Source organism: Streptomyces sp. NPDC104309 (genome assembly GCF_055584025.1).
Genome location: NZ_JBVJMV010000028.1, coordinates 33,444 through 54,841, shown reverse-complemented (window position 1 = coordinate 54,841; position 21,398 = coordinate 33,444). Strand labels below are relative to the sequence as shown.

General features: G+C 69.8%; 19 protein-coding genes and 1 riboswitch. Of the genes, 13 read left to right on the top strand and 6 right to left on the bottom strand.

The window, feature by feature from the left end; translation table 11 throughout:
* Nucleotides 1-18: 18 nt before the first annotated feature.
* Nucleotides 19-180, top strand: a complete 162-nt coding sequence (locus ACZ68L_RS31780; RefSeq protein WP_469583755.1) for an alpha/beta fold hydrolase — start codon at nucleotides 19-21, stop codon at nucleotides 178-180.
* Between the two features lie 320 nt (nucleotides 181-500).
* Here the strand turns inward: ACZ68L_RS31780 and ACZ68L_RS31775 are convergent, their stop codons facing one another.
* On the bottom strand, nucleotides 501-893 hold the full coding sequence (locus ACZ68L_RS31775; protein WP_469583752.1) for an ArsR/SmtB family transcription factor: 393 nt from the start codon (nucleotides 891-893) through the stop codon (nucleotides 501-503).
* A 104-nt stretch (nucleotides 894-997) separates the two neighbouring features.
* Here ACZ68L_RS31775 and ACZ68L_RS31770 point away from each other — a divergent pair, with 104 nt between their 5' ends.
* From ACZ68L_RS31770 to ACZ68L_RS31760, 3 genes are all read left to right on the top strand, one after another.
* Nucleotides 998-2,971, top strand: a complete 1,974-nt coding sequence (locus tag ACZ68L_RS31770; protein WP_469583749.1) for a heavy metal translocating P-type ATPase — start codon at nucleotides 998-1,000, stop codon at nucleotides 2,969-2,971.
* A 310-nt stretch (nucleotides 2,972-3,281) separates the two neighbouring features.
* Entirely contained in the window at nucleotides 3,282-3,701 is a 420-nt protein-coding gene (locus ACZ68L_RS31765; protein WP_469583744.1) for a hypothetical protein, read from the top strand.
* 108 nt (nucleotides 3,702-3,809) lie between these two features.
* Nucleotides 3,810-4,484, top strand: a complete 675-nt coding sequence (locus ACZ68L_RS31760) for a DUF305 domain-containing protein (protein ID WP_469583741.1) — start codon at nucleotides 3,810-3,812, stop codon at nucleotides 4,482-4,484.
* A 77-nt stretch (nucleotides 4,485-4,561) separates the two neighbouring features.
* Here the strand turns inward: ACZ68L_RS31760 and ACZ68L_RS31755 are convergent, their stop codons facing one another.
* On the bottom strand, nucleotides 4,562-6,223 hold the full coding sequence (locus tag ACZ68L_RS31755) for an ATP-binding cassette domain-containing protein (RefSeq protein WP_469583739.1): 1,662 nt from the start codon (nucleotides 6,221-6,223) through the stop codon (nucleotides 4,562-4,564).
* Nucleotides 6,224-6,927: 704 nt separating this feature from the next.
* A riboswitch (cyclic di-AMP (ydaO/yuaA leader) is annotated at nucleotides 6,928-7,088 on the top strand.
* A 2-nt stretch (nucleotides 7,089-7,090) separates the two neighbouring features.
* On the opposite strand from ACZ68L_RS31755, the gene ACZ68L_RS31750 reads away from it, so the two are divergent.
* Nucleotides 7,091-7,873 (top strand): transglycosylase SLT domain-containing protein, encoded by a 783-nt coding sequence (locus ACZ68L_RS31750; RefSeq protein ID WP_469583735.1) that lies wholly within the window; start codon nucleotides 7,091-7,093, stop codon nucleotides 7,871-7,873.
* Between the two features lie 137 nt (nucleotides 7,874-8,010).
* On the opposite strand, the gene ACZ68L_RS31745 is transcribed toward ACZ68L_RS31750, so the two are convergent.
* Both ACZ68L_RS31745 and ACZ68L_RS31740 read right to left on the bottom strand, forming a co-directional pair.
* Nucleotides 8,011-8,661, bottom strand: coding sequence for a DUF2461 family protein (locus tag ACZ68L_RS31745; protein ID WP_469583732.1), 651 nt, complete (start codon nucleotides 8,659-8,661; stop codon nucleotides 8,011-8,013).
* Between the two features lie 122 nt (nucleotides 8,662-8,783).
* Entirely contained in the window at nucleotides 8,784-9,101 is a 318-nt protein-coding gene (locus ACZ68L_RS31740) for a hypothetical protein (RefSeq protein WP_469583730.1), read from the bottom strand.
* A gap of 348 nt (nucleotides 9,102-9,449) precedes the next feature.
* On the opposite strand from ACZ68L_RS31740, the gene ACZ68L_RS31735 reads away from it, so the two are divergent.
* Nucleotides 9,450-10,847: an APC family permease gene (locus ACZ68L_RS31735; protein ID WP_469583728.1), complete on the top strand. Its 1,398-nt coding sequence runs from the start codon at nucleotides 9,450-9,452 to the stop codon at nucleotides 10,845-10,847.
* 313 nt (nucleotides 10,848-11,160) lie between these two features.
* Here the strand turns inward: ACZ68L_RS31735 and ACZ68L_RS31730 are convergent, their stop codons facing one another.
* A complete protein-coding gene (locus ACZ68L_RS31730; protein WP_469583725.1) occupies nucleotides 11,161-12,051 on the bottom strand; it encodes an alkaline phosphatase family protein in 891 nt (296 codons plus the stop codon).
* Between the two features lie 270 nt (nucleotides 12,052-12,321).
* On the opposite strand from ACZ68L_RS31730, the gene ACZ68L_RS31725 reads away from it, so the two are divergent.
* The 4 genes from ACZ68L_RS31725 to ACZ68L_RS31710 all read left to right on the top strand — a co-directional run bounded on the left by ACZ68L_RS31725 (nucleotide 12,322) and on the right by ACZ68L_RS31710 (nucleotide 16,439).
* The gene (locus ACZ68L_RS31725) at nucleotides 12,322-13,401 is read left to right on the top strand and encodes an NAD(+)/NADH kinase (protein WP_469583723.1); all 1,080 of its coding nucleotides are present in this window, start codon (nucleotides 12,322-12,324) and stop codon (nucleotides 13,399-13,401) included.
* Nucleotides 13,402-13,495: 94 nt separating this feature from the next.
* A complete protein-coding gene (locus tag ACZ68L_RS31720; protein WP_469583718.1) occupies nucleotides 13,496-14,149 on the top strand; it encodes an HD domain-containing protein in 654 nt (217 codons plus the stop codon).
* A gap of 192 nt (nucleotides 14,150-14,341) precedes the next feature.
* Entirely contained in the window at nucleotides 14,342-15,214 is an 873-nt protein-coding gene (locus tag ACZ68L_RS31715; RefSeq protein WP_469583715.1) for a hypothetical protein, read from the top strand.
* A 337-nt stretch (nucleotides 15,215-15,551) separates the two neighbouring features.
* Nucleotides 15,552-16,439: an aminoglycoside phosphotransferase family protein gene (locus tag ACZ68L_RS31710; RefSeq protein WP_469583713.1), complete on the top strand. Its 888-nt coding sequence runs from the start codon at nucleotides 15,552-15,554 to the stop codon at nucleotides 16,437-16,439.
* A gap of 223 nt (nucleotides 16,440-16,662) precedes the next feature.
* Here the strand turns inward: ACZ68L_RS31710 and ACZ68L_RS31705 are convergent, their stop codons facing one another.
* Nucleotides 16,663-17,253: a lytic polysaccharide monooxygenase auxiliary activity family 9 protein gene (locus tag ACZ68L_RS31705; protein WP_469583711.1), complete on the bottom strand. Its 591-nt coding sequence runs from the start codon at nucleotides 17,251-17,253 to the stop codon at nucleotides 16,663-16,665.
* Nucleotides 17,254-17,748: 495 nt separating this feature from the next.
* Here ACZ68L_RS31705 and bla point away from each other — a divergent pair, with 495 nt between their 5' ends.
* The 3 genes from bla (at nucleotide 17,749) to ACZ68L_RS31690 (ending at nucleotide 21,368) form a co-directional block, all read left to right on the top strand.
* The gene (bla, locus tag ACZ68L_RS31700) at nucleotides 17,749-18,582 is read left to right on the top strand and encodes a class A beta-lactamase (RefSeq protein WP_469583876.1); all 834 of its coding nucleotides are present in this window, start codon (nucleotides 17,749-17,751) and stop codon (nucleotides 18,580-18,582) included.
* A gap of 127 nt (nucleotides 18,583-18,709) precedes the next feature.
* Nucleotides 18,710-19,555: a Gfo/Idh/MocA family protein gene (locus ACZ68L_RS31695; RefSeq protein WP_469583708.1), complete on the top strand. Its 846-nt coding sequence runs from the start codon at nucleotides 18,710-18,712 to the stop codon at nucleotides 19,553-19,555.
* An 871-nt stretch (nucleotides 19,556-20,426) separates the two neighbouring features.
* Nucleotides 20,427-21,368, top strand: coding sequence for a sterol desaturase family protein (locus ACZ68L_RS31690; RefSeq protein ID WP_469583873.1), 942 nt, complete (start codon nucleotides 20,427-20,429; stop codon nucleotides 21,366-21,368).
* Nucleotides 21,369-21,398 lie beyond the last annotated feature (30 nt).

The following is a 21,398-nucleotide window of genomic DNA, read 5'->3' as shown; positions in this document are numbered from 1 at the left end:
TCGGACGACCAGATCGGCATGGCCCAGCGCCTCGTACGGACAGTCGCCGACGGGCGTGCGGCGACCGTGGAGGGCACCGCGCACTACCCCAACATGGAACGGCCGGAGGTCTTCGACGAGATCCTCGGCGCATTCCTGGAGTCCGTCATCGCTCGGGGGAGTGACGGCGGGCGACCCTGACGTCCCGCCCGGCGGGCTTCGCCGGGTGGGACGTCCGCGGCCGGTGAGGGGTGAGCGGCGAGGCCGGCCCGTACGACCACTCCGGGGTGCCGCGGGGCCGCCGACCGGGAGCTGCCGGCGGGCGCAGGGCCTGTTTCAGGGCATCGCCACCCCGCCGTGCGGCCGCGATGGCGGGACCGGCCCAGGGGCGGCTGTCCGGGAAGTCACCGCGGGTGCCCTGTACGGATGAAGGCCGACCTGTGCCGGATCGGCACTGCATGCGTGCGACGCGGAGCGGGGCGGCGGGTGCGCAGTCGTCCCGGCCGATGGCCTCTCTGGGTTCAGAGGGCGGCGGTCACCTTGCCTCCGGCCTCCTGGGCCGGGACGTCGTGCAGGCCGAGACGCAGATGCTCGACGTGGAAGAGGGCCTGGTCGAGGAGTTCCGCGACGTGGTCGTCGTACAGCGCGTAGATCACCGAGCGGCCGCGCCGCTCCCCGGTGACCAGTCCGAGATTGCGCAGCAGCCGCAACTGGTGCGAGCAGGCGGACTGCTCCATCCCGACCGCGTCGGCGAGCTCGGTCGCCGGGCAGGGGCCCTCCTGGAGCCGGGCGAGGATGCGGAGGCGGGACGGGGTGGCAAGGGCCTGCAAGGTGGTCGCCACATCAGCGGCTCCCACGGCGTCGAGGCGCTCGCGCGCGGTGGCAGCAGTACTCGTGTCAACTCCGTGGCCCATGGCCTACATCCTACGGAGATGTACACATGAATGCGTGTTCATGTAATCCTGTATGGTGCGGGGGTCGAAACACTCCGCCTTCTCGCCCGAAGGATTCACCGACCATGTCTTCCACTCTCACCCGCCCGGCCGCGCCCGCCGACCCGGTCCGGGACGCGGTCGCGGCCGGACGGCACACCCGGATCCTGGCCCTGCCCGAAGCGCGCTGGGCCGCGGCTGCCCTGGTGCTGTTCCTGTCGGCGCTGCCCTTGCACCTGTTCGGTGCCCCGTGGTGGACGTGGGGCCCGCTGTACGCGCTCACGTATGCCGCGGGCGGCTGGGAGCCCGGCTGGGAGGGGCTGAAGGCCCTCAGGGACAAGACGTTGGACGTGGACCTGCTCATGGTGGTCGCCGCCCTCGGGGCCGCGGCGATCGGGCAGGTACTGGACGGCGCTCTGCTGATCGTCATCTTCGCCACCTCGGGCGCTCTGGAGGCGTTCGCCACCGCACGGACCGCCGACTCGGTGCGCGGTCTCCTCGACCTCGCACCCGCCACGGCGACCCGCCTCGGCGACGGCGGCGCCGAAGAAACGGTGCCCACGGAGCAGTTGCGGATCGGGGACGTGCTCCTGGTACGTCCCGGCGAACGCGTGGGCGCCGACGGCCGGGTCCTCGACGGGGCGGGCGAGGTGGACCAGGCAACCATCACCGGCGAACCGCTGCCGGTGGCCAAGGAGCGGGGCGACGAGGTCTTCGCCGGGACGCTGAACGGCACCGGGGCGCTGCGGGTCACGGTGGAGCGCGACCCGTCCGATTCCGTGATCGCCCGGATCGTCACCATGGTGGAGGAAGCCTCCGGGACGAAGGCCCCCACCCAGCTGTTCATCGAGAAGGTCGAACAGCGGTACTCGATCGGCATGGTGGCGGCCACCCTCGCCCTGTTCACCCTGCCCCTGGCCTTCGGCGCGGCGCTGCAGCCGACACTGCTGCGTGCGATGACCTTCATGATCGTGGCGTCGCCGTGCGCCGTGGTCCTGGCCACCATGCCGCCGCTGCTGTCCGCGATCGCCAACGCCGGACGACACGGTGTGCTGATCAAGTCCGCCGTCGTCATGGAGCGGCTCGGGCAGATCGACGCCGTGGCCCTCGACAAGACAGGCACCCTGACCGAGGGCACCCCGCGCCTCACCGACATCCGGCCCCTGGCCGCCTCCGGCCTGACCGCGGACACCCTGCTCACCGTCGCGGCGGCGGCCGAGCACCCCAGTGAACACCCTCTGGCGCGGGCCGTCGTCGATGCCGCCCGCACACGAGGTCTCGCCCTGCCCTCCGCGGCGGACTTCACCTCTGCCCCCGGCGCGGGCGTCACCGCCACCGTGGAGGGTCGCACGGTCGCCGTCGGCAGCCCCGCCCGCCTGCTGAACGGTCGCACCGGCCTCGCGGCCGCCGAGCTCGCCGCACGGCTGGAGGAAGAGGGCCGTACCGCCGCGCTGGTCGTCCTCGACGGCACCCCCGTCGGAGTTCTGGGCATCGCCGATCGACTGCGCACCGACGCCCACGACACCGTCACCCGTCTCACCGCCCTCACCGGCAGCACGCCGGTGCTGGTGACCGGAGACAACCCGCGTGCCGCCGCGCGCCTGGGCGCCGATGTCGGGATCGACGACGTCCGGGCCGGGTTGCTGCCCCGGGACAAGGTGCGTGCCGTCAGGGAGATGGAGAGTGGCGGGCGGAAGGTCCTCGTGGTCGGGGACGGCGTCAACGACGCCCCCGCACTCGCCGCCGCCCACACCGGCATCGCCATGGGCAGGGCCGGCTCCGACCTCGCGCTGGAGACCGCCGACGCCGTCGTCGTCCGCGACGAACTGGCCACCATCCCCACCGTCGTGGCGCTCTCGCGCCGCTGCCGCCGCCTCGTGGTGCAGAACCTGGTGATCGCCGCCGTCTTCATCACCGGCCTCGTCCTCTGGGACCTGGTCGGTACGCTGCCCCTGCCACTCGGCGTCGCCGGTCACGAGGGCTCCACCGTCATCGTCGGCCTCAACGGTCTGCGCCTGCTCCGCGACGCCGCATGGGCGCGCGCCCGAAGCGTCGAGTGAGCCGTCCTGCGTCCGCGCGCGGCCGAGGACCCGCCCTACGCCGTAGGCCGGCTCGTCGAGGTGCGGGGCGAGCGCTGCGGCACCGTGCGCGCGTTCGCGATCCGGCACCGACGATGTCGACGGAGAGGCCTTGGTTCGATTCTGGTACAGCCTGTCACGGACACCCTGTTGCACATCAGGGACTTTCCCATCCGCGCGCTCGCCCGATCAGGGATGCGACGGGACGGGGTACGACAGGACGGGGAAACCCTCTGGGGGTATCGTCGGGCCCGTACCGCAGGACCCGTACGACCGAGCATGTGAGGCAGCCGTGGACCGCAGACGCGCGCGCACACCGGGAGTGTCCCGGCTGCTCGTGCTGTGTGCCGCCCTGTGCGGTCTGTTCCTCATGCACGGGGCTCCGGCGAGCGCCGCCGAGGGCTGTCACGGCGCCCCGGCGGCGGCCTTGGACCTGCACATGTCGATGACGACGGGTGCGACCCACACGGCCATGCCGGACGGGCACGGCCCGGCGCACGCCGCCGCCGTCATGCCCGGGACGAGCGGTGAGTCGTGCGTATTCACCCACGCGCGTGACCGGCTGCTGCCGCTGCTCATGGCGCTGGGCCTGGTGGTCCTGGCCCTATGGGTGCTCGGGAGACGGCGTACGGAGGTGCGCGGACCGGCACGGCGGGGGCCGCCGTTCGCCGGCAGGGATCTACTGCTCCAGGTGTGCATCGCGCGGACGTGACAGGTGTCCGCCGTTCCCGGCCGTCCGGCCGGACGGCCGGACGGCCGGATGCTCCTGTCCCTTTCGCGCGCCACCGATGTGGCGCAATCCACCTGGAAAGAACGTGTGATGTCCGTTTCTCCGTCCTCCGCCACCCGTCGCCGCACGCTCGCGGCCGTCGGCACTGTTGCCGCGCTCGCTCTGACGCTGGCGGCCTGTGGCTCCTCCGAAAGCTCCAAGTCCGACAGCGCGTCCATGCCCGGCATGGACCACGGCTCCGGCAGTGCCGCCGCGTCGGCCACTCCCGGCGGTGCGTTCAACGCCGCGGACGTGGAGTTCGCGCAGCAGATGATCCCGCATCACCAGCAGGCCGTCGAGATGGCGAAGCTGGCCGACGGCCGCGCCGCCGACCCCGAGATCAAGGCGCTGGCCGCCGCGATCGAGAAGGCCCAGGACCCCGAGATCAGCACCATGAAGGGCTGGCTGAAGTCCTGGGGCAAGCCGCTGCCCGCGGCCTCGTCCTCGATGGGTGACATGCCTGGCATGGACCATGGCTCGAACGGCTCCGCAATGCCCGGGATGATGTCCGACAAGGACATGAGCGGCCTTGAGGCAGCCAAGGGCAAGGACTTCGACAAGAAGTTCGCCCAGCTCATGATCGGCCATCACGAGGGCGCGGTCACCATGGCCGAGACCGAGCTGAACAAGGGCGGCAACGCCGACGCGAAGAAGCTCGCCGACGCCGTCATCACGGCCCAGACGGCCGAGATCGAGAAGATGAACAAGATCATCGCCAGGCTCTGACCCCTGGCGGGGGTGCGGGCCCCGGCCTCATGGCCCGCACCCCCTTCCGTACGTGTTCCTCGGAGTTACGCGGCTGATCAGCCCGCTTCCGACGCCGCGAGCAGGTCGCCCACCTCCTCCGCGGTGGTGTCCTGGAGTTCCTCCCCGAGGACCAGCCAGCGGGTGATGCCGACCGATTCGAGGAACGGCAGGTCGTGGCTCGCGATCAACAACGCTCCCTCGTAGGACTCGAGTGCGCTGGTCAGCTGCCGCACGCTGGCGATGTCGAGGTTGTTGGTCGGCTCGTCCAGCATCAGCAACTGCGGGGCCGGTGCGGCGAGCATCGCCGCGGCGAGCGCGGCACGGAAGCGCTCTCCGCCGGAGAGGGTGCCCGCCGGCTGTTCCGCGCGCTTGCCCTGGAACAGGAAGCGTGCCAGCTGGGAACGGATGTGGTTGTCGGTGACCCCGGGAGCCATCCGGGCCACGTTCGCCGCGACGCTGAGCTCGTCGTCCAGCACGTCCAGCCGCTGCGGAAGGAATCGCAAGGGTACGTACGTCCTGGCCTCGCCGGACAGCGGAGCCAGCTCGCCGGTGAGGGTGCGCATCAGTGTCGTCTTGCCGGCGCCGTTGCGCCCGACGAGCGCGATCCGCTGGGGCCCGTGCACATGGAGGTCGCCCTGGTGCAGCCGGCCGAACCGGGGGCGCAGTTCGTGCAGGCTCAGCACGGTGCGGCCGGCGGGAACGGCGGTGCGGGGGAGGCTCACGCGGATCTCGGCATCGTCACGGATCGCGTCCGCGGCCTCCTCGCGACGGTCGCGCGCCTCGCTGAGCCGGTCCTCCTGGAGGCCGCGAAGCTTTCCCGCGGACTCCTGCGCGGACCGCTTCCGGCGGCCGGCGAGGATCTTCGGGAGTCCGCCGTCGGCCTCCGCCTTCCTCCCCTGACGCTGGCGCCGGGCCAGCTTCACCTGGGTCTCCTCCAGTTCGCGCTTCTGCCGGCGCACATCCGCCTCTGCGGCGCGCAACATCCTTCCGGCGGCCTCCTGCTCGATGCTCAGCGCTTCCTGGTAGGCCGACCAGCCGCCGCCGTACCAGTTCACGGAACCGGACCGGAGTTCGGCGATGCGGTCGACGCGCTCCAGCAGTTCGAGGTCGTGGCTGACCACGACCAGCACGCCGGAGCGCCAGTTGTCGACGGCCTCGTAGAGCCTGCGCCGGGCGAGCACATCGAGGTTGTTGGTCGGCTCGTCCAGCAGAAGGACATCGGGACGCTCCAGCAGCAGTGCGGCCAGACGTAGAAGGACGGTCTCGCCTCCGGACAACTGGGCCACGGTGCGGTCCAGTTCGATGCTGCCGAGTCCCAGGGAGCCCAGGGTCGCCACGGCCCGTTCCTCGACGTCCCAGTCGTCGCCGATCGTCTCGAAGTGCCTCTCGTCCACATCCCCGGTTTCGATGGCGCGCAGCGCGGCGCGCCGCTCGGCGATGCCGAGGGCCTCGTCCACACGCAGCATCGTGTCGAGGGTGATGTTCTGCGGCAGGTAGGCGAGGCTGCCGCAGACCGCCACCGAGCCCAGGGAGGGGCGCAGTCGGCCGGCCAGTAGTCGCAGCAGGGTGGACTTGCCCGCGCCATTGGTACCGACGAGACCGGTGCGGCCCCGGCCGATGCTGAGCGAGAGGCCGTCGAAGACGGTCGTGCCGTCCGGCCACTGGAAGGACAGAGCGGAGCAGGTGAGCGAAGCGCTGGGGGCAGTGGGTGTCGCCATGGTGATCCTCGCAGTCGCAAGCGTGGTGAAGGGGGGCTTCGTATGCGAGCACCACGCAGCGACCGTGCCGAGAAGGAGGGTGCGGCAGTCCGGAAGGTCGAAGGACGGCTGAGGCACCGAGGTCGCATCCACGCGGGGTCACGGGCAGGAGAAAACACTGCTACTGCGTGACGGGCGTACGGCAGGGGCCGTACGGCGCGATGTTCGCGAACCTCAGATGCGCAACGTCCACCTCTATCGGAGACAACAGGGCCGTTAGGAACGATAACGAGCCGCGGGACGAAAGGCAAAGCCCCGGGGTGACGGAGCCCTGTCGGACGCGGTCGGTCCGATGAGTGGCATGCCGGAGTGGAGAGTCTTCGAGTCGATGCCCATATGTCCATGTGTGGGCGTTTTGCTCATGATTAATAATTTCGTCGATAATGAGCCTTTGTCTATTGACTGCACCATTTGGGCGATGAAGGAAATGCCCCTTTTGTGACTTCGTGGCGTGAGTCACGTTCGGGGTTCCGGCGGACTCGGCAGGTCGGCGCACTTCCCTTCTGTGCGCGGAAATTTGGCCGCGCGGTGTGAGGTGGATTACTGCGAATTCCGTTACTCGATCTTGCAAATGAAATGTGATCCAAAAGCAGGGGCTTGTTCCTTTTGGTGTTTCTCGCCTACGGTCACCGTCAATCCGGACGGAACGCCAAATCCTGCCGCCGTCCGAGAATCCGACCCACTCATGTTCGGCAGGAGCGGGGGACCCAGGTAAGCCGCCGGTCCGGTATCCGGAACGGCTCGGGGTGAAGCCGCATTCACTTGCGGCCGGACATCTCCAGTCCGAACCCGACAGCTCACCTCGCAGGCGACGGAGAGGAATTCAGCATGTCCGCAACGGTTAAGCACGGTCGCCGCACGTCCACTTCGCTGACCCGCGGTTTCATCGCCGCGGCCACCGGCGGAGTCGCCCTCGTACTTCCGCTGGTGGGTGCCGGCTTCGCCTCCGCCGCGCCGGCGCAGGCCGCCACCGCCCCCAAGGCGGCCGTGGCGCCGAAGACCGCCACCGCAAAGGAAGTTTCCGTACAGAAGGCTGCGCCCGCGACGTATTCCGTGATCGCCGGTGACACCCTTTCCAAGATCGCGAATGCGCATTCCCTCAGCGGCGGCTGGAAGAAGCTGTACGCGGACAATCGAAAGGTCGTCGGCGACAACCCTGAACTGATTGTCCCGGGCATGACGCTGACAATCGGGGCAGCCGCACCCGCCGCGAACAACGCCGCCGCCTCCACCGTGAAGACCGTCGCTGTATCGGCCGCGACCACCTCGGCGGTGAAGCCCGTGACGTACGCGAACAATCTGGACGGCTGGATCAGGGAGGCGCTGGCCGTCATGGCCCAGCACGGCATCCCCGGCAGCTACGACAGCATCCACCGCAACATCATGCGCGAGTCCTCCGGCAACCCGCTGGCCATCAACAACTGGGACTCGAACGCCGCCGCGGGCACCCCGTCCAAGGGTCTCCTGCAGATCATCGACCCGACATTCCGTGCCTACCACGTGCCCGGAACGGCGATGGACAGCTACGACCCGGTCGCCAACATCACCGCATCGTGCAACTACGCCGCCCACAAGTACGGTTCGATCGACAACGTCTTCGGGGCGTACTGACGCACAGCGGCACCGAAAGGCGGTTCAGGACCGACGGGTGGCGAGAGGCCGGACACTTCTCCCGGCAACGGACCACCCACCCGGTCAGGGACCGCCTTTCGGCAGCTCGTCGGCAAGGGCCGCATGCGGCGGCGACGTCACGTGCCAGGCCGACGGCAGCCCGTAACAGCCACATGGCGGGCGAGCCAGGACAGCAGGGGCGCCAATTCCTCCGCCGCCACGAGCACGGAGTCGACCAGCGCCGCCGTGTGCTCGGCGCAGTCCCCGCCGAGGGGGCGGGCGGCGGACACCGAGCGGTACCGAAGGAAGGCGGCGCGCGGATGACCGGCGTCGTGACCACGCGGCATGCGCTGCATGACATCACCGGTGATCTCGTACCCTCGCGCCTCCAGGGACCCGACGGCGCGCACCAGCTCCGGTCCGCTCCCTCGCGCGGCAACTGCCGTACGGAACAACGGGATCTGCCCCGGATCCGGATAGCTCCAGCCACCAGAGATCCGGAGCCCGTCGAGGTCGAAGCGCAGGCTGATCTGGACATTGCGCGCGATCCGGATCACCGCCGCCTGATGCTGCCACCACCACGGATCCTTGCGGAACCCCCAGACGGAGAAGTCCTCGTACGCCCGGTCCGCGTCCGCCACATCGTTCAGCAACGCGATCATGGGTTGCCGGACGAGGCGTTCCCGGTCCTTCCGGAGTTTCTCGCGTGCCTCTTGCGAAGGCGCGCCCTCCAACCGCAGAAGGAGCTCGAATGCCTGCTCTGTCCAGCCGCTGAACGCTCCGCTCACGCAAAGGATCCTAAGGGCTGTCCCGTGGCGACCCGCGACGTGCGTGCCGCCGCTGTGCCCACACGAGTCCGACGTGCCCGTGCGGGGCGTCGCGCCCCACCGTGCGCCGCGCGATGTGACCGTCACTCCTGGGCGCTCTCCGCGGGCCGCTCCGAGTTCTGCGGCGGCGGTCTGGGGACCGTGGCCGCCTCTCCCTCCCGAACGGATCGCACCACCGCGTCGTGCAGCCGCCGGCTGTCATCCTCCGAGCAGCACGGCACCGGACTGCCGGACATGGTGAACCAGTCGATCGCCCCTGTGTACTGCACAGTCACCTGGGCCGTGTCATCGGCCCAGGTCGTGTGCACGGTCAGGTCCCCGGACAGGACGCCAACCTCTTCCGTCAGCACGCCACCGTGCCCGGAGAACACACCGCGAGTCGTCCATGACGCCCAAGCCATGTGTCCAGGCTGGCACCAAGACGGTGGATGCGCGACCCGCGGCACCTTGGCTTCGCGGCGCCCCGGGGCGCCGCACCCTTCCGGAATCCGGAACGGGCAAAACTTTCCACGGAATCCGGCTGCGGTTCCCGTACCCGCCGATCCCCAACAGATTGACGCCTTCTTAACGCCAAACGGTCGCATTCTGCTTCCGAAACAACGAATTCCGAAGGTGAACGGCTCTTGACCTGCGGAACTCGTCAGGATTGCATGTCGCGCTGGGAGCGATGAAACCACTCACCACGTCCTCGTCTGGAGGCGATACCGCTCCCGTGCTCAGACACCGCACCTGTTGATCGGAATCGCACGATGACCGAAACGCTCAGCGCTCCCCAGGCGCTCGCGCCGGCGACCGGCCCCACCCCACAGAAGCTCAAGCGTTCCATCGGCGTCGTGGGCGGAACACTGCTCACGCTCTCCTGTGTGACGCCCGCCTCGACCCTCTTCGTGGTCGTTCCGGACCTGTTCTCCAGCCTAGGCACGTACACCGCCCTCACCATCGCCATCGGCTCACTGCTCTGTATCGCGGTCGCCTTCTGCTACTCGGAGCTCGGCACCCTCATTCCGAGTGCGGGCGGCGAGTACGCCATGGTGTCGACCATGGCGGGACGACTCGCCGGGTGGCTCGTCTTCGTGCTCTCCCTGCTGGTCGTGATGATCGTTCCCCCGGTCATCGCCATGGGAACGGCCGACTACCTCGCCCCCGTCGTGCACATTCCGGCCCCCGCCGCGGGCGCGGGCGTCATGGTGCTCGCCACCCTCGCCGGCCTCCTGGACCTGCGCGCCAACGCGTGGATCACCGGGATCTTCCTCGTCCTGGAAGTGATCGCGGCGGGCGTCGTCGCGGTTCTCGGATTCGCGCACTCCGAGCGGGGGGCCTCCGCGCTGGTGCACGGGTCGGTCGCCTCGTCGGGCGGAACGAGTTCCACGGTCACCGCGATGATGGTGGTCTCCGGGCTCGCGATCGCGCTGTTCATCACCCAGGGCTTCTCCACGGCGGTCTACCTCTCGGAGGAACTGGAGAACCCGCGGCGCAACGTCGCCCGTACCGTGCTCGCCACCCTCGCCATCTCCACGGCGGTCATCCTCGTCCCGGTCATCGCCATCACGCTCGGCGCCCCGGACCTCGCGGCCCTGACCTCCGGGGACCTGAACACCATGGTCGCCGCCTGGTCCAACTCGGCCGTCGGCACGTTCGTCAGCCTCTGCGTCGCTCTCGCGATCATCAACGCGGGCATCGTCATGGTCATCCAGAACTCACGGGTCCTGTTCGCCTCCGCCCGCGACAAGGCCTGGCCCGAGCCGGTCAACGCCGCGCTGTCCCGCCTCGGCCGGTTCGGCTCCCCGTGGGTGGCGACCCTGGTCGTCGGCGTCCCCGGAGCGGCGCTCTGCTTCGTCAACCTCGACACCCTGTACGGCGTCACCGGTGTCTCCGTCACCGGCATGTATCTGCTGGTGGCGGTCGCCGCCCTGCTCTGCCGCCGCGGCGCGCACCGTGAGACGCCGGCCTGGCGCATGCCGCTGTGGCCCGCGATCCCCTTGCTGCTCGTCGCCGTGCTCGCGTACATCCTGACCCAGCAGGAAACCGAGTACCTGCTGTGGACCGGAGGGATCACGGCGGTCGCCACGCTCTACTGGGTGCTGTACCTGCGACCCCGCGGGGAGACCCGATGGCTGGTCAGCATTCCGGAGGACGTGCAGTCCTGACCACACCGGATGGGCCGGGGCGGGGACCGTGTCCCCGTTCCGGCCCTCCGGGCCGTCACCCCGGATGGGCCGGGGCGACGGCGGACGTCATCAGCCGGCGGGCCGCACTCCGCGCCGTGCGGGACGATCGCGGCCGCCACCGTGCTGACGGCCGGTGCGGTGGCGGCGAGACTCGTCCGCCCTCCCCACACGCTCCACGCGAAGCCGAACGCCGGCGAGCAGGCGAACCGGCGGACACCGCGGCCGTCCGCCCCCGGACGCGCGTCCGGGGCGGCGGCTTCGGTGCGGGGGGAGTCCGCGAGACACACCGCTGTCAGTCCCAGATACCGGTGATGTCGGACGCCGAGGCCGCGTTGCCGGCGTGTGTCGTCAGCCCGGCCAGGTCCTCCAGGGTGCGCAGGACGTCGTAGTGGTTGTAGGCGGCACCGCTGGAGCTGCCGGGGGTGACGTGCTCTCCGTAGAGCAGAGTGGGGATGTGGTTGTCCGACGCCTTGTCGTCCTCGTCGAACGTGACGACCAGAAGGCTGTTGTGGGTCTTGGCCCAGGCGGCGTACGCACCCAGCTCGTTCTTGATCCAGGTGTCGCCGGTGGCCACCGAGCAGTCGTGCATGTCGTCGCAAACGTTCGGCACGACGAACGACACCTTCGGCAGGTTCGTGAAGTCGGCCGGGAACTGCGTCATGGTCTTCGCGGTACTGGTCGGCACATTGGAGAATCCGAACCAGGGATTGTGCGTCTGGGCGTAGTCGCCGCTGCTGCAGACGGTCGAACCCTGGCTGGGCAGCGTCTCGTTGTAGCTGGCCCAGGTCTTTCCCGCGGCGATCAGCTCCGAGGCGAGATCGGGTGCGGACAGGGAACCGACGCCCACGCAACTGTCGTCGGTGCGGCCCTGGTCGGAGCCCGAGAACAGCATGTAGTAGTTCGGCTCGCTGGGATGGGTGAGCCCGAAGGACCGGGTGAGGTTCGCGCCGCCCGCCTTCAGCGTGTGGTTGATGTACGGGGCGCTGGAACTGCCGATCACCTGGCTGTAGGCGTGGTTCTCCATCACCACGACCACCACATGATCGGGGGTCGGGAGGACGGCGGTACGTGCCGGGGAGCCGGTGGTGGCCCACAGGCCGATCGAGGCGGCGGCGAGAGCCACGGCCCCGGCCGACGCGGTGAGGCGACGTCGACTGCGCCTGGACGTCCGGACCGCGGTCATGACAGTCCTCCGGACAGAAACGACGAGCGCACGGGGTGCGGGGCGCCGCAGCCCCAGGGACCACCGGGTGGACTCGGACGGGTCCCGTACATGAAGAGCGGACAGACCCTTCCTCACCAGTCTGCCCGCGCGGCGGGCAGGTCGCTCCGGGGCCCGATCGCCTGACCGAGGAACGTCCGTCGGCCCGGCGACCGAGCCGGTACACCCCAGGACGGTCAAGGTGGGACCAGGACGTCGCCACATCGTCGGAAGACGGGGAGTCGGAGCGAGATGAGTGTCGAGCGGGTGGGAGTGGTTGTCCACCGGGGCCGTCCCGAGGCCGTCGCCACGGAGCACGTCGTGCGCGGCTGGTGCGCGGGCGAGGGCATTCCGTGCATGGAGATCGACGTGTGGCGTGACGACGCACGGCGGCGCGGCGGCCGTGAGGAGGCGGATGTCGCGGGCAACCCCGATCTCATCGTGACGCTCGGCGGCGACGGAACATTTCTGCGCGGTGCCCGGATCGCGGCCAAGAACAACGCAGCCGTCCTCGGGATCGACCTGGGCCGGGTCGGCTTCCTGACCGAGGTGCCGGCCGAGGACGTCGTCCGGGCTCTCGATGCCGTCCACCACGGGCAGGCCGATGTCGAGGAACGCATGACGCTGACGATGCGGGCCTCCCGCGTGCTCGAAGTGCCCAAGGACATCGACGCCCTGATGGGCTACGGACGGCGCCCGATGCTGCCGCCTCCCCAGGTGGACCGGGAGGCGGAGGCCGCGGCGGAGGGCTGGGGGGTGGCGCTGGACGTCATAGCCCTCAACGACATCGTCGTCGAGAAACTCGCGCGCGACCGGCAGGTGAGTCTCGGCGTCTACATCGGCGGTCGGCTCCTCGCCTCGTACTCGGCCGATGCCGTGATCATGGCCACGCCCACCGGGTCGACCGCCTACAGCTTCGCCGCGGGCGGCCCGGTGGTCTCACCCCGCATGGACGCCGTCCTCTTCACGCCCGTCGCACCCCATATGACCTTCAACCGCACCGTCGTCGTCGCCCCGGACGAACCGGTCGCGGTGCGGGTCCTGTCGCATTCGGGGCAGGGCGCGGTCACGATCGATGGTCAGCTGCGCGGCGTACTGCACGCCGGAGACTGGCTGGGGGTGTACGCGGCACCGCGTCGTCTGCGCGTCATCAGGCTCGGTCCGCACGATTTCTACGGGCGACTGCGCACGCGTCTGGGCCTCACGGACGCCCCGGCGACGGCCGCCGACGGGGAGAGCCCGCCCCTCTTCCGTCACGACGGGCCCGTCCCGCACGACCTGGCCCACCTCCATCTCTCCCTGGCGGACAGGGCGGACGCCGCCGACGGCTGAACCGGGCGGAGAAGGGCCACCGGCTGGAGAATCGGACGAGAAGCCCCGACATCCGCAGGAGAGGCCCCGACATCCGTACGAAGAAGGAGTCCACATGACCAGCAGTGCCGACCTCGCGTCCGTCACCGGAGTGACGGTGCCCGACACCCGACTGGCCGCCGCGGCCACCGAACTGGTGCGTGACGCGACCGACGACCTGATCTACCACCACTCCCGCCGCGTCTACTTCTTCGGCAGTCTGCAGGGCCGCAACAAGGGACTGAGCTTCGACCCGGAACTGCTCTACATCGGGGCCATGTTCCACGACCTGGGCCTCAACGAGGAGTTCCGGGGCAGCGGGCGCCGGTTCGAGGTGGACAGCGCCGACGAGGCACGGAGCTTCCTGCAGAGCCACGGCGTGCCCGAGGACAGCATCCGTCGTGTCTGGACGTCGATCGCGCTCCACACGACACCGGGAATCCCCCAGTACATGGAACCCGAGGTCGCCCTGGTGACCGCGGGGGTGGAGTACGACGTGCTCGGCATCGGGTACGGGGACATCAGCGACGCGGACCGCGCCTCGATCGTTGCCCTGCATCCCCGCCCCGACTTCAAACAGCGCATTCTCCGGGCCTTCACCGAAGGCATCGAACCCAAGCCGGACACCACCTTCGGCAATGTGAAGGCCGATGTCCTGGCGCGTTACACACCCGGATTCGAGCGGGGCGACTTCGTGGACACCATCCTGGATTCCCCCTGGCCGGAGTGACGTCGCGGCAGGGGACACGAGCCGGTGGACGGCTGTCTCCGGGCACACCATGATGGTGGTCCGAGCCGGGGCTCCTCGGGGTGGACGAGAGCCGTGACAGCCAACCGGCGGGTGGCGGCCACGGGGGACCGGGCAACCTGTCGGCCCGAGCCCGGCCGTCCGTCCCTCGACCGCCTGAGGAAAGGCCATGCCGTGCCGGGTGCTCTCGTCCTGCTGCTCGCCGGGACGTGGCTGCTCTCCGGCGCCCTGGTCTCCGGGACGGACCCGTTGATCGTCGCCGTGGGCCGCACCGCGGTGTGCTGTGCGGTGCTCACCGCCGTCGCCGCCTCCAGCGCGGCCGGCCGGGCCGATCTGCGCCGTGCCGCCGCCCGCCCCGCCACCATGTGGCTGCTGAGCCTGCTCGGTTTCGCCGGTTACGCGGCCGGCACCCTCCTCGCGATCCCGCGCATCGGAACGTCGCTGACCAACCTCGTCGTCGCACTGATGCCATGCGCCTCGGTGGCGGTGGGCGCGGTGTTCTTCGGAGAACGGTCCGGCCCGCGCAAGGCGGCGGGGGCGATCCTGGCCTGTGCGGCTGCCGCCGGGTATGCGGCGCTCGGCGCGGGCGCGGGAGACCTGGACGGGGAGGGACTGCTGATGGTGGTGGCCGCGACCGCGGCGTTCGCGGTGTACGGGTTCCTGTACCGGGAACGGCTGGCCGGGCTGCCGCCCCTCGCCGTACTCCCCGTGCTGCTCGCCGCCGCCACCTGCCTGCTGCTCCCGATGGCGCTGCCCGTGCTGATCGCCCACCCGCCGACACCCGCCGTGACCGGCGGTGTCGTCGTGCTGGGCGCGGCTCTCTACGCGCCCGCCTACCTCGTACAACACCGGCTCATCCTGCTGCGCGGACCGGTCTTCACGGCCGCTGTGCAGCTGGCCGTCCCGTTCACCGTGCGCCTCGGCGACTGGGCGCTGAACACCGCGCCCGCGCCGTCGGCCACCGAACTGCTCCTGCTCGCGGTGTGCTGCGGGGGGATCGCTCTCGTCACCGTCCATCCGCAGGACCGGCTCGCCACGGCCGAGTGACGGGGAAACCGCCCTCGGTATCCCACACGGTTCCGTTCCGCCACGGTCTTGGTCCGTGCGAACAGACCCGGCCCGGTGGCATTCGGACCGGCCTCGTCGTCCGGGACCGCCGCGTTCAGGCCACCGCCGACGCGCCCGACGCTCCGTCAAGCAGCCGACCGGAGTCCGCCTCGTCCTGCCGGGTACGCCGACCCTGCCGCGTCCGTCAGGGACGCCGGGTCCGCCCGGCTGGAGAGCCGGAGGTGCGTGGCCGAAATCCAGTCGACAGACGGCCCGCCACGCACTGTGATGACTTCGAGTGCTCGCCGCACGGAGCGGGCCGGACGACGGAGGCATCTTGACGACCGAGGAAGTCGCGGACACTCGCCCCGTGATCGATGCCGTACTGGTCAGGAGCCTGGTCGACACACAGTTTCCGCAGTGGGCCGGGCTGCCCTTGCGGCTGCTCGACCCGGCGGGCTCGGACCATGTGATCCACCGGCTGGGCGATGAGCTCTCCGTCCGGCTGCCCCGCCACGACGGGGCCGGTGATCAGGCCGTCAAGGAGTCCGCATGGCTGCCCCGGCTCGCCCCGCACCTGCCGCTCGCCATTCCGGTACCGGTGGGGGTGGGCCGGCCGGACTTCGGCTATCCGTGGCCGTGGGCGGTTTCCCGTTGGCTGGACGGCGAGGTGGCGACCGTCGAGGCACTGGCCGACTCGGCGGACACCGCTGTCGCACTGGCCAGGTTCCTGACGGCTCTTCAGCGGATCGCACCGGGAGAGGACGCCCGCGGTGATCTGACGGTACGGTCGCTGGCCGACCGGGACCGTGCCACCCGGGCCGCGATCGCCGAGGCCGACGGAGCGTTCGACGCCGGGGCCATGACCGAGTTGTGGGAAGCGGCGTTGAACGCCCCCGAGTGGGACCGCCCTTCGGTCTGGTGTCACGGTGACTTCCACACGGGCAACCTGTTGACCACCGACGGCGAGCTCAGCGCGGTCATCGACTTCGGCGAGCTCGGCATCGGCGATCCGTCCTGCGATCTGACCATCGCCTTCACTCTGCTGTCGGACCGGAGCCGGGCCGCGTTCCGTGCCGAGCTGGGGGTGGACGACGCCACCTGGACCCGGGGCCGCGGCTGGGCCCTGACCACCGGCCTGAACGCATACACCTCCTACGCCGCCGTCGACTCCCGGGTCGCCGCGCAGACCACCCGTCAGATCACCGAGGCCCTCATCGGCTGAGGGCTTTCCTCATCGGCTGCGGCGGCGCACGGCGAGAGCCACGGCACCACGCCGTGCTGCCGGATGTCCCGCATGCGCCCGGCACGAGGAGACCTCCGCTGTCGGCCGTGTGCCGCACCGGATCTCGCCATCGGTGCGGTGGCCGGGGCGTGCGGTCCTCACCCGTGAGGACCGCACGCTCACCGTGCCGGTGCCGGCACGGGTGTGGCCTGCGGGCACCCGCTCAGAACGTCACGTCCGAGCAGGCGTAGAAGGCGTTGCCGGTGTCGGCGATCGTCCAGACGCCGAGGATCAGGTGCTTTCCCGACTTCTGTGGCAGGACGCCGGAGTGGCTCACCGTGGAACCGGGCAGACGGCCGCCGAAGGGCACGGTCAGAAACGGCTGCGGATCCAGGTCGGCCCGGGTGAGGGGCTTGGTGGGGTCGTAGCCGTCCTTGGTGATGTAGTAGCGGAAGTCAGTCGTGGCGTGCCGTGCCTCGATCTGCCAGCGGAAGGTGTAGCTCTGCCCGCCGGTGACCTCGGTCGCGGGCCAGGCACCGCCGCGCGGGTCGTCGAGCTCGGAGAACCGACCGATACCGCCGGCGCAGATCGTGCCGTCGACAGGGCCTCGGGCGGGGAAGCCCTTCGGACCCTCGACGCTCGGCGGCTCCCACTGGATCTGGCCGCAATTGCGCACGGTCCCGTTGCCGCAGAGCTGCTGACGGCTGATGGGGGCGTCGGTGTAGCCATGGCTCTGTGCACTGCCGCCGGTGACGAGGACGGAGGCTGCGGCGATGCCGAGCCCGAGCAGTAACGAGGTGATCCTTCTGCGCATGCTTCGCTCCTGAGGGAGGTGTGGGGGCGCGCGAGACGAGCAGAGCGGGCACACTCTGCTTCACTAGGTCTAGACCAAGTTCGAGGGTATCCAGGGCACTTGGCCATGTCCATGCGGCATTTCGGCCGGGCCGGAGCGGGCCCTGCCCGAACGTCGGGTACCGGCCCCCGGGCCGTCGACCGCTTCGAAGCCGCAGTGTGGTGAAGGTGCGCCGGGCGACGCGCGAGCCGTGGACAAGGAGAACGACCGGACGCACACCGGGGCGCGTCGCTTGCACGATGGGTCGGAGCGACAACACCGGCACCACCACCTCGCGAACCCGGCCTGGACGGGGCCTGGTTGCCGGGGAACGCAACCGGCGGGCTCGCCGGACACGTCGTTGCAGGAAGTGCATGTGAACGAGAAGGAGGGCCGGAGATCTTGAAGCCGAAGAGGAATGCGTCACGCCGTGCAGTGCTCGCCGGGGGCCTGGGGGCGGTGCTGGCCGCCGGTCCCATGACGTCGGCCGCGCACGCCGTCGGCCCGGGGAGCGCGACGGAGCGGAAGCTGCAGGCGCTGGAGCGGGAACACGCCGTTCGGCTGGGGGCGTTCGGGTGGAACACGGTGACGGGCAGGAGTGTCGTGCATCGGGGCGATGAGCGCTTCCCCATGTGTTCGGCGTTCAAGACGCTGGCCGTCGGGGCCGTCCTGAGGGACCTGGACCATGACGGGACGTTCCTGTCGAAGGTCATTCACTACACGGAACAGGACATCGAGCGGGCGAAGGGCGCGCCGGTGACGGGCAAGCCGGAGAATCTCGCGCACGGGATGACGGTGGAGGCCCTGTGCGGGGCCGCCATCTCGTTCAGCGACAACACCGCGGCGAACCTCCTGCTGGAGGAACTCGGCGGACCGAGGTCCGTCACTCGCTTCTGCCGGTCCGTCGGAGACGCGGTGACCCGGCTGGACCGCTGGGAGCCGGAACTGAACTCGGCGGAGCCGGGCCGCGTGACCGACACCACCACTCCCCGCGCGATCGGCGAGACCTATGCGCGGCTCGTCCTCGGGCGTGCCCTGGAGACGGGGGACCGGAAGCGATTGACCGGGTGGCTGCTGGCCAACACGACAGGTCACAAACGCCTGCGCGCGGGCCTTCCGGGCGACTGGACCGTCGGCGAAAAGACCGGCACCGGCAGCTACGGGACAGCGAACGACGTGGGCATCGCGTGGCAACCGGGCCAGGGGCCGATCGTGCTGGCAGTCCTGTCCACCAAGCGCGACGCCGACGCCGCGGCGGACGACCTGGTGATCTCCGCGACGGCCGCCATCCTGGCGGAGGCCCTCGCCTGAAACCGCGATGGGCGACCCGAGGAACCGGCTGAGCGGCGGCGGAGGCGTACACAGTGCCAGGGGTCTCCTCCCGATGAGCGGGGGAGCGCGCTGACCAGGCACGTCACCGTGAAGGTAACCTCTCCCGATGCGCATCGGGATCGTTGGCACCGAGAACAGCCATGTCGACCACATCGTCAGCCATCTCAACGTCCACGACGCGGGCGGTGACGCCCGCGTCGTGGCCCTCAGCGGCGGGCGCGGCCGGCGCAACGACGCGCTGGCGTCCACCGGAGGGATAGCGAAGGTCGTCGACGAGCCCACCGACCTGCTCGGGCTGGTGGACGCCGTCGTTGTCGCCGACCGGCACGGGGCGCACCACCGGGACCAGGCGATCCCTTTCCTGGCCGAGGGACTTCCGGTATTCGTCGACAAGCCGCTGGCCTGCTCCGTCGAGGACGCCCGAGCAATCATCGACACCGCGCTCGCCCATGACGCGCCGCTCACGTCGTTCTCGGCGCTCCGCTGGATTCCCGACGCGGACGCGCTGGCGGCCCGGTCCGCCCGGGGCGGGCCGCCGCACGTGGTGGTGACGTCGGGGCCGGCCGATCCCGACGGCGAGTACGGCGGGATCTTCTTCTACGGCATCCACCCGGTGGATCTCGCTCTCCGGCTCGCTCCCGGTGAGATCCGCGACGTTCGCACGGACACCACCGACACCACGGTCACCGCGTCGTTCACCGCCGGCGGCACCCGGGTCGTCGTGAACTTCGTCGAACCGACCGAAACGCACCAGATCCCGTTCCACGGGATGACGCTCACTCAGGACAGCGTGGTCCAGCAGACTCTCGCCCTCGACGCGAACTACTGTGTGCCGGGGCTGGAAGCGTTCCTGGAGATGGCCCGTACGGGCAGGCCGCCGATCGGCTACGCGGATCTGCTGCGTCCCGTCGAGGTACTCGAAGCCGTCACCGCTGCTCTGCGGAGGCGGTAGGCCACTCCCGGACGAGGCGACGAGACGACGAGACGACGGGAGGACGACGCCGCCAGCCGTCCGGACGGGGTACCGGAGGCGGGCGGGTGGTCGGGGCGCGTGGAAGCGCCGACATCACGTCGCGCGTGGCCGCCGGGCCCACCCACGAGGACTTCTCGCGCGTCGCGCGACGGCTGGTGGCCGGAACGCGGCAGCGGCCGACACACCATTGGCGTTCTGCATCCGGCACTTATGAGCCATGGCGGACCCGACTGCCTCCCGCGCGCCCATCCGCCCGATGCCGGGGCGTGCGGGGCGCCATCGCCACCGCCGTGTCGCCGGGACCGGACCGGGGCCTCGCCGACCTCCTGGCCGAGACGGGCGGGATCCCGGCCCTCAGCGGAACGCCGTCGCGGTATGCCGGCCATTCCCAGATCTCCTCAGGACGTCCCGGACATGCGAAGAACCCTCGCCCGACGGGTCGAATTATAAAGTCCCAATAGATTATCAATATTATTAGTGACTCGCTTCGTGGCTGGTCGAATTATTCGCATTCCGCCCGGCTGGTCCGCCCTCCTCATGCCAAATCAAACGAGGTCGCGAAAACGACCGAGGGTTTCCGGAGTGTCGTGATGAGGCTGGAATCCGACGGTTGAGGGCGTCGGGACGGGAAATGGAAACAGAGCGGGACCGGCCGGCGGTCCTGCTCAAGTTCGCAAGGCCCGTAACACGGTTCACATCAGTCCCAGGTATAAATTCCTTCGTGCGTGACCAGCGGCGTCCGTCACTCCGGTTCCGTGCGCCCGCAGGAAGTCATCAGTTCTTCCAGCGCGGTCTGCTTCGCTGCGGTCTGCGTAATTCTCTGTACTGGTCCTTTGTAAAGGTGCTGCGGATGGAAAATGGCGAACCGCCACCCGGTGGTGGTCCGGGCGCGGATTCCGGCCCGGCGCGGAATGAGAATACGGCCGTGCTTTCAGCACGCGCCGTCCTCCGTGTATCGGCATACCCCTTCCTGTTGGCGGCCACGTTTTCCGTGGCCGCAGCCGCTCTCCGGCTGGACTGGGATCCCGGCCGGGTGAGCCCGCTCTTCCTGCTCGGCGCCATTTCCTACCTCACAGCTCTCGAACGTCTCATTCCGCACCGGCGTACCTGGCACCCGAACGCCGACGAGTGGCGTTGGTACGGCGTTTACTTCCTGCTGACGATGGCGGCCAGTGCCCTGGCGCAATATATGGTCATCGCCGCTGTTTCAGTGGTGGCACCCGACGAACCCGCGGTCCATCTCTGGCAGGAAATTCCAGCGGCTCTGCTGACCGGTTCGCTGGCGAGCTATCTCGTACACAGACTGGGGCACTCCAGCCCGATGCTGTGGCGACTGCACGGCGTGCATCATGTGCCGCAGAAAGTGAATGTCGCCAATAACGGGGTCAATCATGTCCTCGACATCATGCTCGCACAGGGGGCTGTGCAGCTGGCTCTGGCCACGATCGGATTCTCCCGGGAATCCGTATTCGTCGTGGGTCTTTTCGTGGCCGCGCAGGGCTACTTCGTCCACGCCAACATCGACGTGCACATCGGCCGGTTCAACCATGTGCTCGCCAGCCCCGAACAACACCGCCTGCACCACAGCGTCGACCTGTCCGAGGCGGGCCACTACGGATCGGACCTGTCGATCTGGGACCACCTCTTCGGCAGCTACACCTGGCGGCCCGGCCGGGAGCCGATCGCGGTCGGGATCGGTGACCCCGCGTCCTTCCCCCCGACCGCTGACATCGCCACCAGCCTTCTCCACCCCTGGCGCCGCCCGAAGAGAGCCGGGCCCGGTTCCGCCTGAGCTGCCTCTCCTTTCCGGGTTACCGCACCC